General features: G+C 60.0%; 13 protein-coding genes and 1 pseudogene. 12 read left to right on the forward strand and 2 right to left on the reverse strand.

What is annotated here, in order from left to right; translation table 11 throughout:
* Positions 1-19: 19 nt before the first annotated feature.
* Together AX768_RS07215 and AX768_RS07220 are read right to left on the reverse strand one after the other, a co-directional pair.
* Positions 20-442: a CHRD domain-containing protein gene (locus AX768_RS07215; protein WP_062000846.1), complete on the reverse strand. Its 423-nt coding sequence runs from the start codon at positions 440-442 to the stop codon at positions 20-22.
* Positions 443-689: 247 nt separating this feature from the next.
* Complete coding sequence (locus AX768_RS07220; protein ID WP_061999386.1) at positions 690-1,205, reverse strand: Dps family protein; 516 nt, start codon at positions 1,203-1,205, stop codon at positions 690-692.
* A gap of 287 nt (positions 1,206-1,492) precedes the next feature.
* On the opposite strand from AX768_RS07220, the gene AX768_RS07225 reads away from it, so the two are divergent.
* The 12 genes and pseudogenes from AX768_RS07225 to AX768_RS07280 all read left to right on the forward strand — a co-directional run bounded on the left by AX768_RS07225 (position 1,493) and on the right by AX768_RS07280 (position 14,387).
* Positions 1,493-2,137, forward strand: a complete 645-nt coding sequence (locus AX768_RS07225; protein ID WP_086383743.1) for a GntR family transcriptional regulator — start codon at positions 1,493-1,495, stop codon at positions 2,135-2,137.
* 49 nt (positions 2,138-2,186) lie between these two features.
* Positions 2,187-2,993, forward strand: a complete 807-nt coding sequence (locus AX768_RS07230; RefSeq protein ID WP_061999388.1) for an SDR family oxidoreductase — start codon at positions 2,187-2,189, stop codon at positions 2,991-2,993.
* Between the two features lie 43 nt (positions 2,994-3,036).
* Entirely contained in the window at positions 3,037-3,969 is a 933-nt protein-coding gene (locus AX768_RS07235) for a 3-keto-5-aminohexanoate cleavage protein (RefSeq protein WP_061999389.1), read from the forward strand.
* A 64-nt stretch (positions 3,970-4,033) separates the two neighbouring features.
* A pseudogene (locus tag AX768_RS07240) lies at positions 4,034-4,778 on the forward strand (N-acyl homoserine lactonase family protein).
* Between the two features lie 42 nt (positions 4,779-4,820).
* Positions 4,821-5,948 (forward strand): sugar ABC transporter substrate-binding protein, encoded by a 1,128-nt coding sequence (locus AX768_RS07245; protein WP_061999390.1) that lies wholly within the window; start codon positions 4,821-4,823, stop codon positions 5,946-5,948.
* 10 nt (positions 5,949-5,958) lie between these two features.
* Positions 5,959-7,488: a sugar ABC transporter ATP-binding protein gene (locus AX768_RS07250; RefSeq protein ID WP_061999391.1), complete on the forward strand. Its 1,530-nt coding sequence runs from the start codon at positions 5,959-5,961 to the stop codon at positions 7,486-7,488.
* Between the two features lie 18 nt (positions 7,489-7,506).
* Entirely contained in the window at positions 7,507-9,606 is a 2,100-nt protein-coding gene (locus AX768_RS07255; RefSeq protein WP_061999392.1) for an ABC transporter permease subunit, read from the forward strand.
* Positions 9,607-9,625: 19 nt separating this feature from the next.
* Positions 9,626-10,570 (forward strand): 3-hydroxyacyl-CoA dehydrogenase, encoded by a 945-nt coding sequence (locus AX768_RS07260; protein ID WP_061999393.1) that lies wholly within the window; start codon positions 9,626-9,628, stop codon positions 10,568-10,570.
* A 12-nt stretch (positions 10,571-10,582) separates the two neighbouring features.
* Entirely contained in the window at positions 10,583-11,485 is a 903-nt protein-coding gene (locus tag AX768_RS07265) for an SMP-30/gluconolactonase/LRE family protein (RefSeq protein WP_061999394.1), read from the forward strand.
* 158 nt (positions 11,486-11,643) lie between these two features.
* Positions 11,644-12,783, forward strand: a complete 1,140-nt coding sequence (locus AX768_RS07270; protein ID WP_061999395.1) for an iron-containing alcohol dehydrogenase — start codon at positions 11,644-11,646, stop codon at positions 12,781-12,783.
* A 322-nt stretch (positions 12,784-13,105) separates the two neighbouring features.
* Positions 13,106-13,618: a GNAT family N-acetyltransferase gene (locus AX768_RS07275; RefSeq protein WP_061999396.1), complete on the forward strand. Its 513-nt coding sequence runs from the start codon at positions 13,106-13,108 to the stop codon at positions 13,616-13,618.
* 292 nt (positions 13,619-13,910) lie between these two features.
* Positions 13,911-14,387: a GNAT family N-acetyltransferase gene (locus AX768_RS07280; RefSeq protein WP_061999397.1), complete on the forward strand. Its 477-nt coding sequence runs from the start codon at positions 13,911-13,913 to the stop codon at positions 14,385-14,387.
* The last annotated feature ends 44 nt before the right edge of the window (positions 14,388-14,431 follow it).

The raw sequence follows: 14,431 nt of genomic DNA on the forward strand, positions 1-14,431 counted from the left end.
CCGCTTTCAAACGTGACGCTTACTTCGCCGCTTCGACCTGGCCGCGAATCTCGCCGCCCGGATTCTTCGCCGTGTGAACGTTGAAATACCAGTTGCCGGCGAGCAGGTCCTTCGCTTGTGCATCGGTCAATGTGGCGCTGCCTTCAATCGGGCTCGGCAGCTTGCTTGGATCGATAGGAATCACCACGCCTGCGTTCTTGCCCACCGGCGCCGGGCCGTGGAAATGCGCCATGCTCGCCGGACCCGTCAGGTCTGCGTAAGTCACTTTCCATTGCAGCAGCTTGGACGACGTGTCGTACGTGCCGTCGAGCTTGCCGTGACCCTGGCTGTCCTTCGGCGGGACTTCCGACGAAGCGGCGAGGTCGGCTTTCAGGTTGACCGTATCGGCAAAGGCGAGCGCCGGTACAGCCAGCGTGAGCGAGAGGGCGGCGGCAGTCAGCATGCGATTGAGTTTCATGAGCGGTTTTCCAGTTTTTATGGACTAATGGAACTTCACGACGATGCTCGACCAAAGCTGTCCTTGGATCCCGGCCGAGTGTTTCGATGATACGCGTTGCGTCGTTAGCTGCTTTGGGAAACGCCTGTGCTCACAGGTTTATTCCATGTGCGCATGCGGGATTTGCGACGCGTGAAAAAAGGCGCCGTCGGCGCCTTTTTCGTCATGATGGCTTTGCTGGCGAGTACCGTGCTTACGACCGCGTCGCTTCGAAGAGGAACCACACTCGCTCTTCTGTCTGGTCGATCCAGTTTTCAATAAGACTTGCCGTTGCGACATCTTCCTTGTCGTCGCAGAGTTCATGCAATTCGCGCATGTACTTCACGAGCGACTCGTTGTCGGTGCGCAGCTCGTTGAGCATGTCGATAGGCGGCACGAAGTCCGCGTCGTTATCGGCGAGGCGCTTCAACGTGCTGATTTGTCCGACGGAACGCAGCGTCGTGCCGCCGAGCTTGCGTGCGCGTTCGGCGATCGGGTCGATCATGTCGTAGACGAATTGCGCCTGGTCATCGAGCAGCAGGTGATAGTCGCGAAAGTGCGGGCCGCTCACGTGCCAGTGGAAATTCTTCGTCTTGACGAAGAGAGAAAACACGTCAGCGAGCAACCGGGTCAGGCCTTCGGCGACTTGCTTGCGTGCGTCGTTACCCAGGTCGGTCGGTGTGGTCAGAGCGGCAGATGCTGCGCTCGGTTTCTTTGTCGATGTAGCCATGTAAAAGCTCCGGAGTTGCAGATTGGCGGGAAAATCTTGGGTCAACTAGCGCATGCGTTGCACGTCTTGTGCCTAGCCGGATCCAATGGACACATCACGACCCGCGTTTTCCCCTACGTCTTATTTGTTGACTCAGGACCGCCGAGGCAACACACTTTGTCTCAAGGTGTGATCACAGGTCACAGATCGCGTAAGGAGTTGTTTAATTCATGGCACAAGGCACGACGCGAGACACCACGCGCGAAGCAAACGAGCCGCTGCCGCTCGAACTGGTGGCGCGCGAAACCATGGCAGGGCGTGTGTACGCCCAGTTGCGCGAAGCGATCATGACGGGGCGTTTTGCGCCCGGACAGGCGCTGAGCCTGCGCGGGGTGGCGGAGGCAGTGGGTTCATCGACCATGCCGGTGCGCGCCGCGCTGACACGGCTGCAGGCCGAAGGCGCGCTGATCGACGGTCCCGGCCGCGCGCTCATGGTCCCGCCCATGACGCTCGACTTGCTCGATGAGCTGCGAGATGTACGGATATCGCTTGAAGGGTGCGTCGCGAAACGCGCGGCCTCGCGGATGACGAAGGAACATTTAAGCGCGCTGCAAGCCGTGTTCGATGCAATGCACGCGCATGTGGAAGCCGGCGATGTCGCCGCGTATTTGCGCAGCAACTTCGAGTTTCACATCGCCATCTACACGCATGGCGCGAGCGATCTCACGCTCGCCACGATCCAGAACTTGTGGATGCGCATTGGGCCGTTCCTGAATCTCGTCGCGCCGGATATTCCGCACATGAGGTTATCGATGGCCGCGCACAAGAAGATCGTCGATGCGCTCTGGAAAGGCGATGGCGAAAGCGCGCGGGCGGGTATTGAAGAAGACATCGGCGGCGCTGCGGCTGACTTGCAGGACCGCCTGCAAAGCAGGGAGGCTGCACGCGCCTAGCAAGGCTTTCGAGGCTCAACGAACTATAAGAACATCAACGGAGACAAGCATGACGGTTCTGCAAATGTTGAAACCGCACGCGGGATTGCGCGTGCTGGTTACGGGTGGGGCATCGGGTATCGGACTCGTGATAGCGCGTGCTTTCGTCGATGCCGGTTCGCGTGTCCATGTCTGCGACGCAAGCAAGGATGCTATCGACACGCTACTCAAAGTCGAAGAAAGCGCCGAGCTGAACGCGATCACCGCGACGCTCGCGGATGTATCGGACAGGGCGGCGGTGGATCGCGTATTCGATGACGTCGCCACGCAACTTGGCGGCCTCGATGTGCTGATCAACAACGCGGGCATTGCGGGGCCGACGGGCGGTATCGATGAGATGGATGTCGGCGAGTGGGAACAGACCGTCGATGTCAATCTCAACGCGCAGTTCTATTTCGCGCGTCGGGCCGTGCCGTTGCTGAAAGAGGCGCGTGAGGGCGGATCGATAATCGCGTTGTCGTCGGTGGCAGGAAGGCTCGGATATGCATTCCGCACGCCGTATTCCGCGACGAAATGGGCCGTGGTCGGGCTGACGAAGAGCCTGGCCATTGAACTCGGACCGGACAACATCCGCGTCAACGCCATTCAGCCGGGCATTGTGAAAGGACCACGCATCGAGCGTGTGATCTCCGCGCGCGCCCAGCAGCTCGGCCTCTCCTATGAAGACATGGAGAAGGATTACCTGGCCAAGATCTCGCTGCGCCGCATGACCACGCCGGAAGAGGTCGCCGCGACCGCGCTGTTCCTCTGCTCGCCCGGCGGCAGCGGGATTTCGGGGCAGGCCATCTCGGTGTGCGGCAACGTCGAAGTGCTTTGAACACGCTTAAAACATTCGTCTTTTTTCACGAGGTCCGAAAGCAATGGCTACCAAGCGCAAGGTCATCATCACATGCGCGCCCACCGGCGCGATCCATACTCCTTCGATGTCGCCGTACCTGCCCGTCACGCCGCAGGAAATCGGCGACGCCGCGCTGGCCGCAGCGAAAGAGGGCGCGGCAATCCTGCACCTTCACGCCCGCGACCCCGTCGACGGCCGGCCCACGCAAGACCCCGCTGTGTTCCAGCAATTCCTGCCGCGTATCAAGGCCGAAACGAATGCGGTGATCAACATCACGAGCGGCGGCAGCCCGCATATGACGGTGGAAGAACGTCTGAAGCCGGCACATCATTTCCAGCCGGAAGTGGCATCGCTGAACATGGGTTCGATGAACTTCGGCCTCTATCCCATGCTCGACCGCTTCAAGGAGTTCAAGCACGACTGGGAGCGCCAGCATCTGGCCAACAGCCGCGACCTGATCTTCAAGAACACGTTCAAGGATATCGAATACATCCTGACGTCTTGCGGTGCGAACGGTACGCGCTTCGAGTACGAGTGCTACGACATTTCGCACCTCTATAACCTCGCGCATTTCGTTGATCGCGGTCTCGCGAAACCTCCGTTCTTCGTGCAGAGCGTGTTTGGTCTGCTTGGCGGTATCGGCGCGCATCCGGAAGACCTGATGCACATGCGGCGCACCGCTGACCGGCTCTTCGGAAACGATTATGTCTGGTCGATCCTCGGCGCAGGACGTCATCAGATTCCACTCGCAACCCTCGGCGTGGCGCAGGGATCGAATGCGCGCGTCGGTCTTGAAGATTCGCTTTGGATAGAAGCCGGGAAACTCGCTGAATCGAGCGCGGCGCAGGTCGTGAAGATCCGTCAGGTGATAGAGGGCCTGTCGCTCGACATCGCCACGCCAGATGAAGCGCGCGCCATGCTCGGGCTCAAGGGCGCGGACAACACGAACTTCTGACGCATCCTTTCAACCTTTGACGGCGGAGATCACTGTGACTGTGCAGAAGCTCAAGGTGGTCGCCATGCCTACGGGATGGCTGACTGTCGATCGTTCATCGCAGATATACGGCCGGTATTACGGCCAGCAGATCAAGGTGCCGGTCTGGTCGACGGCAATTGTCGGCGGCGACAAGAAGATCGTGGTGGATACCGGCATTCACGATCCGGGCTGGGTATCGAATTTCGTGTGCCCGTGCACGCAGGCGCCGGGAACGGCTCGAACGCGCGCTGAAAGAGTACGTGGGATGGAGTGCGGACGAGGTCGATATTGTCATCAACACGCATTTGCATTACGACCATTCCGGCGGCAATACGCTGTTCAAGAATGCGCGGTTCGTCGTGCAGGCAAGTGAATGGGAATACGCGGGCCGTCCGCTGCCCACGCAAGCCACGTTCTATCAGGAGTTCCTGATTGGCCGCGAACCGCTTGCCTATTTCCGCTGGCAGTTCGTGCACGGCATCACCGACATCGCTCCGGGCGTGCGTGTTGTGCCAACGCCTGGGCATACGCCGGGCCATCAGTCGGTCGCGGTCGATACCGCCGACGGCGTGGTGCTGATTGCCGGCGACTGCGCAAGCTGCATGGAGAATATCGTCGATCTCGTGCCGGTCGGAATCGTTCACGAGACCGCGGCCGAACTGGCTTCGCTCAGGCGAATCAGGCAGATCGCTGACTTCGTCATCCCCGGTCATGATCCGAATGTCGTGGCCGGATCTGCAGGCATTGAATTACCCGCAAGTGCACGTCTGAAGCACGTAGAAAGTTAGTAGTACACGTACATATAACCATATGCAGCATCGGAGGAAGACATGAAAACGCTGACGAACACCCTGCGTCGGGCGGCACGGCTTGCGCTCGGGGCCACGTTGCTCGCAACGCTGGCGGTATCGCAACAAGCAACGGCCGCCGAGAAATACAAGGTATTCCTTTCGATGAGCTATGTCGGCAACGACTGGCAAACCGAAGCCGCGAACATGGTCAAGGCCATGTCCGCAACGCCGGGCCTGAAAGACAAGGTCGATCTCGAAGTGCAGGTCGCGGGCACCGACGCACAAAAGCAGATCCAGCAAATCAATTCGATGGTACAGGCGGGCGCGAAGGCCATCGTGATCTATCCGATCTCACCGACGGCGTTGAATCGTGCAATCAAGAACGCGTGCTCGAAAGGCGTGATCGTGGCCGCGTACGACGGCGAAGTGACCGAGCCATGCGCGCATAACGTGACGATCGACCAGAAGCAGGCCGGTACGGTGACGGCGGAATGGCTCGCGAAGACGATCAATGGCAAGGGCAATATCGTGCTTATCAACGGCGTGCCGGGCACGTCCGTGGATCGTGCGCGCACTGAAGCGGCCAAGGCGGTGTTCGCGAAGTATCCGGGCATCAAGATCGTGGCTGAGGGCACCGGCATGTGGAGCCAGGCGACGGCGAAGACGGAGTTGTCGAAGATCCTTGCCACCAATAGCTGGGACAAGATCGACGGCTTATGGATGCAGGTTGGCTGCTTCACGGCGGCGTCCATGCAGCTCGAAGCCGGCATAGCCGACGACAAGGTGAAGCCATGCGCGGGTGAATCGTCGAACGGGCACCGCGTGCAGATGCTGCCGCCGGGCACCGTCAAGGGCGACGGTTCGTATCGCTCGATCGGGTACAGGTCGATCTCCTATGGATCGCCGCCGTACTCGGGCGCGCTGGCGTTGAAGATGGCTGTCGGCAAACTCGAAGGCAAGGACTTCCCGCCGCACGTGACGCTCAAGCTGCCGCTGGTCCTGACGGCGGAATCCAAGCTGTGCAAGACGGGTTCGATCGATGAACTGAAGGCAGGGTGTACCGCGTTCATGCCGGACAAGGTGCCGCCGGGCTGGTTCGCCGACATCTATTCGGCGGAGACGAGCGAGGTGGGGTTCAACGCGGCGCTGACCGGCAAGCCGGATTAAGGAGCGTTCCATGCAGAGCCACTCACAGGCAGCAGACGGCGGCTGGGCGATCGATCTGTCGAACGTGACCAAGCGCTTCGGCGCGACCGTCGCGCTGGACAATGCGTCCTTTCGGGTCAGGCGTGGTGCCGTTCACGCGCTGCTTGGCGAGAACGGCGCGGGCAAGTCGACGACCGTGAAGCTGCTTTCAGGCTTGATGCAGCCGGACGAAGGCAGTATCTCGATCCTCGGGCAGAGCGTGAACATGCGCGGTCCGAAAGACGCGCACCGGGCGGGCGTGCAGACCGCGTTCCAGGAAATGACGCTGGTGCGCGACCTGACGGTCGCGCAAAACCTGCTCATGTCGTATGAACCCACGGGCTGGTTTGGCCGCATCCGCCAGCGCGAAGCGCAACGTCAGGCGGCGGAGTGGCTCGACAAGCTCGAACTGGGCGATGTCCGTCCCGGCGCGTATATCCGCGATCTGGCTTTGCCGGTACGCCAGAAGATCGAGATTGCAAAAGCGCTCGTGCGCAAACCCGACGTGCTGTTGCTCGATGAACCGACTTCGGCGCTATCGGGCCGCGATGTGTCGTGGCTTGCGCGCCGTATCGAAGAGATGAAGGCGCGGGGCGTGACCTTCGTGTTCATCACACATCGCATGCAGGAAGTGCGCGAGTTCTGCGACAGCCTGACGGTGTACAGGAACGGCCACGACGTGGGCGCATTCGATACCTCCGCGATCTCGGACGACGAAGTCATCCGGCTTGTCATCGGCCGGTCGCTGGAAGCCAAATACCCGCCGAAGGTCGCTTCTCCCACCGTGCTCGACACCCCGGCGATGGAAGCGCGCGGCATCAAGGTGAATGCCGTGGTGAACGACTTCGACCTGACGTTGAAAGCGGGCGAGGTGCATGGCATTGCGGCACTTCAGGGCATGGGGCAGCGCGAAATTTTCGAGGCGCTGTTCGGGGCGGAGTTTATCGATGCAGGCCAGATCCTGGTGGATGGGAAACCGGTCACGCTGACGTCGACGGCTGATTCGTTGAAGGCCGGGATATCGACAAGTTTTCTGCCTGAGGACCGCAAGACCGAGGGCTTGTTTCTGCGGCTTCCCGGCGGAGAAAACGTCTCGTTGCCGGTCATCAAGCGCTTTACGCACTTCGGTCTGATCGACAGAAAACGCGAGCAGGCTGCCATCAAGCGTGCGCTTGCACAGATGGAAGTGAATCCGCGGGCCGTCTACAAACCGTGCCTCTCGTTCTCGGGCGGCAACCAGCAAAAGATCGCGATGGCGAAATGGCTGCTCACGCAAAGCCGCGTGTGGCTGATGTTCGATCCGACGCGCGGTATCGATGTCGGGACCAAGCATCAAATATTCGTGTTGATGCGTGCATTCGCGGCGGCCGGCGGGTCCGTGCTGTTTTATTCCACCGATGTCCCCGAGCTGGTGAACGTATGCGATCGCGTGACGGTGGTGTATCGCGGGCGCAATGTGGCCGAGCTCGCAGGCGACGCGCTCACGGAAGAAAACGTGATGCGCAAGATGCTCTCAAGCTGAAGCAACCAGAGGTCGATCATGAAAATTGCAATTGCGTCACCCGATAGCGAAATCGTGCGCCCAGGCGCGCACGTCGGTTTGCGGGCGCGCATCGATCATTATCGCGGGCTGATCATCGCCATCGGCGCGCTCTTCGCAATGCTGGTTGCGTGGGTGTCACTGTCGGCAACGCCGGTCGGCATGTACGACGTCGGCTCGGTGATCTCCAGCAGCACGACGCTTGCGCTTGCGGCCATTGGCCAGACTATCGTCGTCCTGAGCGGCGGCTTTGATCTGTCGGCGTCCGCGGTGGTTTCGCTGTCGAACGTGCTCGCCGTGCACTTTGTACAAGGCACGCCCATCCAGCAATGGGGCGGCGTTGCGTTGATTCTCGCGATAGGCGGCGGTATCGGGCTGATCAACGGTGCACTGATCGCGTGGTTCCGGTTGCAGTCCATCGTTGTCACGCTCGCGACCATGTTCATGGTGCAAGGACTCACGCTGCTGATCCAGAACAAGCCGGGCGGGAGTATCGGCGAGCAGTTTGGCGGCCTGATCACGTCGGATCTCATTCAGGACAAGGTGCCGATGTCAGCCGCCGTGCTGATTGTCGCGCTGCTTGTCTGGACCTTCGTCAAGCGCACGCGGTTTGGCGTGGGGCTCTACGCCCTTGGCAGCGATCCCGACGGCGCGTACTCGAACGGCATGCCCGTTCAAACATACCGGATTGCGACGTATGCGCTCGCCGGCATGTTCTACGCGGCGGCGGGCTTGTATGTATCGGCACAGACGGGCTCCGCCGATCCGCTCGTCGGCCGGCCGTTGCTGCTTTCCATGTTCACCGCGGTGGTGCTCGGCGGAACGTGGCTCGGCGGCGGGCGCGGCGGCTGCGTCGGCACGGTGTTCGCGGCCATGACGCTCATGATCACGGTGAACATCTTGCTGGTACTGAACGTGTCGGCGTTTTTCACGACTATCGCTGAAGCGATCATCCTGATCCTGGCTGTGCTCGGATCGTCGATCGGCAAGCAATCGGCGGCGCATCACTGCGCACAATACGCCAGCCGATGGGTCACCGCGTGGCGAACCGGAACGCGCGCCAAGGACGATCCAGGCGCGCGGCGCGTGAAATTTGAAGTCGAGGATTTTCGTCCGCTGGAAAATACCGAGCTCAAGGGCAGGGTGGTATTGGACTGGATCGAGCGCAATCGCGAATGGGTGAAGTACGTGGTGCCCGCGTATTTGTTGTTCTTTGCGGTCATCGCGATCACGGGCGTGGTATATGGGCCGGGCGTACTTGCGAGCTCGAACTTATATACGAGCTTGCTCACGCTGACGCTCTTCCTCGCCATATTGGGCCTGGGGCAAGGCGCGGTCATTCTCACGGGCGGACTCGATCTATCGGTGCCGTGGCTCATCACGTTATCGGGCGTGTTGCTTACGGGACTCACGCACGGTCTCAACGATGCCGCGATCTGGGCCGTACCGCTCGTGCTCGGCGCAGGTTTGCTCGTGGGTGTCTTCAACGGCGTCGGTGTGGTTGTGCTCGGCTTGCCGCCGATCGTCGTCACGCTTGCAGCCAATGGCTTGCTGCAGGGCATCACGCTGATCTACTGCAACGGATCGCCGCAAGGCTGGGCGCCTTCAGCGATAAGCAACTTCACGAACGGACACTTCGGGCCTTTGTCGCTCGCCGCGTGGTGCGTCCCGCTGTTCCTGGCGTTTGCATTGTTGCTGCTGCATCGCACGGCCTTCGGAAGACGGGTCTATGCGGTTGGGAATTCGCCCATCGCGGCGAAGCTCTCGGGCGTACGTGTGGGCGCCACGCTGATCGCCGTGTATTGTCTTTCCGGCTTGTGCTCCGCCGCTGTGGGCTTGCTGCTTGCCGGCTTCAGCAGCCAGGCGTTCCTCGGCATGGGCGACCCGTACTTGTTGCCATCGATTGCAGTCGTGGTCGTCGGCGGCGCTTTGATCACCGGCGGACGCGGCCATTATCTCGGCGTGTTCGGTGGCGCATTGCTGCTGACCGCGCTCGGAACACTGCTCGCAGGAACGACCGTACCGCCGGCCGTGCGCGACATCATCAACGGGCTCGTCGTGCTGGCCGCGGTGATCACGTTGCGCGACAAGAAGGCATAAAACCAAAAAGGAGTCGACTATGAGCAGCAAACGCGTTGCGGTGATCGGGTCGGGGCGCATCGGGCGCGCGTGGGCGGTCGTGTTCGCGCGTGCGGGGTTTGAAGTGCGTCTTCACGATGCCGACAGCGCAATGCTCGAAGGCGCGATTGCGTCGATACGTGAAAGCGTTTCCGATCTCCAGGACTATGGCCTGATCGATGAACCCATCGAACAGATCGTGTTGCGGGTGAGCACCTTCAACGCGCTCTCCGACGCCGTGCACGACGTCGATCTGGTGCAGGAGAACATCGCGGAAATCGTCGATGTGAAACGCACGTTGTTTGCAGAACTCGACAAGTTGACGCGTCCCGACACGCTGCTCGCGAGTTCGACTTCAGGCTTGCCCGCTTCGACATTCACCGAAGAGCTTGCCGGGCGCTCGCGATGTCTCGTGGCGCATCCCGTGAACCCGCCTTCGCTCGTGCCTCTCGTGGAGTTGTGCGGCGCGCCGTGGACCACGCCCGAGACCATCGCCCGCGCGCGCGCGATCTATGAAGAAGCCGGTCAGCAACCGGTCACCGTTACACGCGAGATACCGGGTTTCCTGTTGAACCGGCTGCAAGGCGTGCTGCTAGATGAAGCCCTGAGCCTCTACGCACGGGGTTCCGCAAGCGCCGCCGACCTCGATACCGTGATGCGCGATGGCCTCGGATTACGCTGGTCGTTCATGGGTCCGTTCGAGACCATCGATTTGAATGCGCCCGGTGGCGTGACGGATTACGCGACGCGTTATGGCGCGATGTATCAATCGTTCGCGAAGGACAGCGTGCCGTTCGACTGGTCGCCCGAAAGCATCGCGCGGCTCGATGCCGAACGTCGTGATGTCCTGCCGCGCGACGAGATAGAAAAGCGCAGCCGGTGGCGTGACCGGCGGCTGATGGCATTGCTTGCGCATCGTCGGACCACGTCGAAGTCCGATAAATAACAGGAGACAACCATGATCGAAACGCGCCTGATTGTTGATGCCAACAATCACCTTGGCGAAGGGCCGCTATGGGACGTGAAGGAACAGCGCTTGTACTGGATCGACAGCACGGCCGCCGAGATCAGCAGTTGCCGGGCCGATGGCAGCGATACCAAGCGTTATTTCGTGCCGCGCCATATTGGTTCGATGGCGCTGCGCGAGCAGGGCGGCGCCGTGGTCGCGCTTGCCAACGGTCTGCATTTCTATGACTTCGACGCGCAGACGGTGAAGCTCATCGCCGACCCGGAAAGCGACGATACGGAAACACGTTTCAACGACGGCAAGGTGGACCGGCGAGGGCGGTTTATCGCGGGGACCATGGCGTATGACTTCGACCGCTATGACGCAGACCGGGGCCAGCGTTCTAGCCGCAGCGGCGCGTTGTATCGGCTCGATACCAATGGCAAGGTCACGCGCCTGGACGGCGGCATCAGTTGCTCGAACGGTCCGTGCTGGAGCCCGGACAACCGCACCTTCTATTTCACCGATACCTACGACCGCCAGATGTACGCGTATGACTACGACATCGAAACGGGCGCCGTTGCGAACCGGCGCGTGTTTGCATCGGCGAGAGACATGGCGGGTACGTTCGATGGCGCGACCGTGGATGCCGAAGGTTACGTCTGGTCGGCGCTCGTGTTCGGCGGGCGCATCCTGCGCTTCGCGCCGGATGGAGCGCTGGACCGCGTGGTGCCTTTCCCTGTACGCAACCTGACGAGCGTGATGTTTGGCGGCCCGGACCTCGACATCCTGTTCGTCACGACGATGGGCCGTCCAATGTGGGGTATTCCCCAAAAAGAGCGCGACAAAGGTGGACTGTTCGCAGTCACCGGGCTCGGCGTGAAGGGCTTGCCGGAGCCACGGTTCGCGGGTTGAGGTGTTGGTGAGCGGCGGGATCAGACTTGAGCAAAAGCGATAGCGACATGAAATCTTGTCACTATCAACGCCGAAGGGGCCATGCCTATAATGCGGGACCAAAGCCGCGGAAGATGCGGCGGTCTGGTTAACCCTTTAGATAACGCTTGCTCACTGCCATGTCGCTCATCAATTACATCACGCAAATCCAGTTCGACTTCGGCGCAGTCAAGCTCATCAAAAGCGAGTGCGAGCGCATCGGCATCCGTCGTCCGTTGATCGTGACGGATCAGGGTGTGAAGGCTGCCGGCATTGTCGATATCGTGCTCGATGCCCTGGGCCAGGGCCCAGCCGTGCCGGTGTATGACCTAACGCCACCGAACCCGAACGAAGGCGCCGTGCGCGACGCCGTCGCCTTATACAAGCAATCGGAGTGCGACGGCATCATTGCGATAGGCGGTGGCTCATCAATCGATCTCGCGAAGGGCGTCGCCGTTTGCGCCACGCACGAAGGGCCACTGCAGAGCTTCGCGGTGATCGAAGGCGGTGCTGCGCGCATTACATCGGCGACTGCGCCACTGATCGCGATTCCGACCACGGCCGGCACCGGCAGCGAGGTAGGGCGCGGTGCGATCCTGATTCTCGACGACGGCCGCAAGGTCGGCGTGATCTCTCCCTTCGTCGTGCCGAAGTCAGCGATCTGCGATCCCGAACTGACGATGAAATTGCCCGCGGCGCTGACCGCTGCAACCGGCATGGACGCGATAGCGCATTGCATCGAAACGTTTCTTGCGCCGGCGTTCAATCCTCCTGCCGACGGCATTGCGCTCGATGGGTTGTGGCGCGCATGGCGTCATATCGAGCGTGCGACGCGTCAGCCCGATGACCGCGTTGCACGCCTGAACATGATGAGTGCGTCGATGCAGGGCGCGCTCGCGTTTCAAAAGGGACTTGGTTGCGTACACAGCCTGAGCCATTCGCTTGGCGGCATCAACCCGCGATTGCATCACGGCACGCTCAACGCCATCTTCCTGCCCGCTGTGATCGCGTTCAACAGCGAGGCCGCGAGCGTGAAGGAGGAAGGCAAGCTCGCTCGTCTCGCACAGGCGATGCAACTCGAATCCGGCGATCAGATCGGCGTCGCGATCCGCGATATGAGCCGCACGCTCGACCTGCCTTCGGGACTGGCCGAACTCGGTGTAACGCGCGACATGTTCGAGCGGATCATCAGCGGCGCGCTGAAGGATCACAGCCACAAGACCAATCCGCGCGATGCGTCGGTGGAGGACTATAGGGAAATCCTCGAACGCTCGATGTAATACGTCTTAGGCTTCTTGTTCGTTGAACGTTTCCGTGTTCGGGTCGACCGAGGCAGGTCGAACATACCCCACATCTCCAGGCAGGCCGCTCTGCCGCAGCGGCTCCGTTATGCGCGCCGTCCCCTCGTCACCAAATATCGGCCACTGTGCGAAGTCGTCGCACAGCGATACCTTTCGACTGCCGTCATGACACCGCGCGAGACGTGTTTTGATAGATCGCAGTCGTCAAAGATAAATGTGACTCTATCTTCAAGATCACCTGTCAGCAGATCTTCGATGCGCTAGAGTGAGAATTCGATAGCCCGGAATCTGGAGGATAACGATGTTCGAATTGAAAGAGCTTGAAGATGGAGACTTCAGGCTCATCGCCGCAACCAACGGCGGTGCGGCTTGGAAAGCTGACCGCGGCATCTGGAATCGATACCTTCAAGAATCGCGTAATGGTGAAAGGCACACATTGCTTGCCCTTGACGAACAAGGACGAGCAGTGGGCTATGGAAACTTACTGTGGGCCTCGGATTACCGCGCATTCCGTCAGGCGGGTGTGCCGGAAATCAATAATCTTGTCGTTGCATCTTCGGTCCGTCGGAGTGGCATCGCTACGCGACTCATTGCAAAATTCGAGCAGTACGCGCTCGGCCAAGGTAAAACAACCATCGGAATTGGCGTCGGCCTTTATGCCGACTATGGTCCCGCACAAAGTCTTTACGTGAAGCTTGGCTATCGACCCGACGGGAACGGGGTTTCTTACAATTATGAGCCGGTACCGCCGGGCTCGAACGTACCCCTCGACGATGACCTGGTGCTCTGGATGACAAAACAGCTGAAGCCGTAAGATTGTCTGCGACACGCATCTCGATTCCAATTTCAGGAATTGGTCAAAATACGAGCCAGGCTTTGACAGATTCCGGTCGCCCTAAAAATTCTTCTGCCAGCGGCGCAAACAGCGCTTCTTGCGGCACGAACCCGGATTGCGGGCAAAAGCGCCATGATCTGTTCGATAAAAAGGATCGCACACTTTGTTGCACATACCAGGGATCAAACCGCTCAGGTTAGGTCGATAATCAGAGTTGAGAGATCCCTTCCACGACAGTGTCGAGAGTGCATCGGCATTATTGGGGTACTAATTGAATATCGAATTCAAACGATTACCAGCTGTACGTCTCAGTGAGATCATCTCGTTGCTATCAGATCCTCTGGTTTTGCGGCACATGCCTCTTTCGGACGGAGTCTTTGACGAGGAAAGATGTCGCGCGTGGGTAGAGGGCAAGGAATTGCAATGGCAGCATCATGGATATGGTCCGTGGGCATTTTTCATCGATGGAAAATTTGCTGGATGGGGCGGGTTGCAGCTTGAGCATGACGATGCCGATCTGGCGTTGGTGCTTGCTCCAGAATTCTGGGGGCTTGGCCACGCCATTTACAAGGAAATTATCGAAAAAGCATTCGATGAAATGAAGCTTGAATCCATAACGGCTCTACTACCCACTAGCAGAAACCAAACGAGAAATATGTTGCGTCTTGGATTTGAGAAAGACGGTGAGACGGAACTGAACGGAAAGAGCTTTATCCGTTATCGATTATTCGCTCGTCAAGGGAAGTGAGCTGGAATTGATCCGGCCAGTCCCGAAGCAAGAGATCCGCAGAT

The organism is Burkholderia sp. PAMC 28687 (assembly GCF_001577465.1).
GTDB lineage: Bacteria > Pseudomonadota > Gammaproteobacteria > Burkholderiales > Burkholderiaceae > Caballeronia.

What these genes read in the sequence shown, in the direction of transcription:
- AX768_RS07220 (WP_061999386.1), bottom strand. Translation starts at nt 1,205, where the DNA reads ATGGCTACATCGACAAAGAAACCGAGCGCAGCATCTGCCGCTCTGACC.
- AX768_RS07235 (WP_061999389.1), top strand. Translation starts at nt 3,037, where the DNA reads ATGGCTACCAAGCGCAAGGTCATCATCACATGCGCGCCCACCGGCGCG.
- AX768_RS07270 (WP_061999395.1), top strand. Translation starts at nt 11,644, where the DNA reads ATGTCGCTCATCAATTACATCACGCAAATCCAGTTCGACTTCGGCGCA.
- AX768_RS07230 (WP_061999388.1), top strand. Translation starts at nt 2,187, where the DNA reads ATGACGGTTCTGCAAATGTTGAAACCGCACGCGGGATTGCGCGTGCTG.
- AX768_RS07245 (WP_061999390.1), top strand. Translation starts at nt 4,821, where the DNA reads ATGAAAACGCTGACGAACACCCTGCGTCGGGCGGCACGGCTTGCGCTC.
- AX768_RS07275 (WP_061999396.1), top strand. Translation starts at nt 13,106, where the DNA reads ATGTTCGAATTGAAAGAGCTTGAAGATGGAGACTTCAGGCTCATCGCC.
- AX768_RS07225 (WP_086383743.1), top strand. Translation starts at nt 1,493, where the DNA reads ATGGCAGGGCGTGTGTACGCCCAGTTGCGCGAAGCGATCATGACGGGG.
- AX768_RS07215 (WP_062000846.1), bottom strand. Translation starts at nt 442, where the DNA reads ATGCTGACTGCCGCCGCCCTCTCGCTCACGCTGGCTGTACCGGCGCTC.
- AX768_RS07260 (WP_061999393.1), top strand. Translation starts at nt 9,626, where the DNA reads ATGAGCAGCAAACGCGTTGCGGTGATCGGGTCGGGGCGCATCGGGCGC.
- AX768_RS07250 (WP_061999391.1), top strand. Translation starts at nt 5,959, where the DNA reads ATGCAGAGCCACTCACAGGCAGCAGACGGCGGCTGGGCGATCGATCTG.
- AX768_RS07255 (WP_061999392.1), top strand. Translation starts at nt 7,507, where the DNA reads ATGAAAATTGCAATTGCGTCACCCGATAGCGAAATCGTGCGCCCAGGC.
- AX768_RS07265 (WP_061999394.1), top strand. Translation starts at nt 10,583, where the DNA reads ATGATCGAAACGCGCCTGATTGTTGATGCCAACAATCACCTTGGCGAA.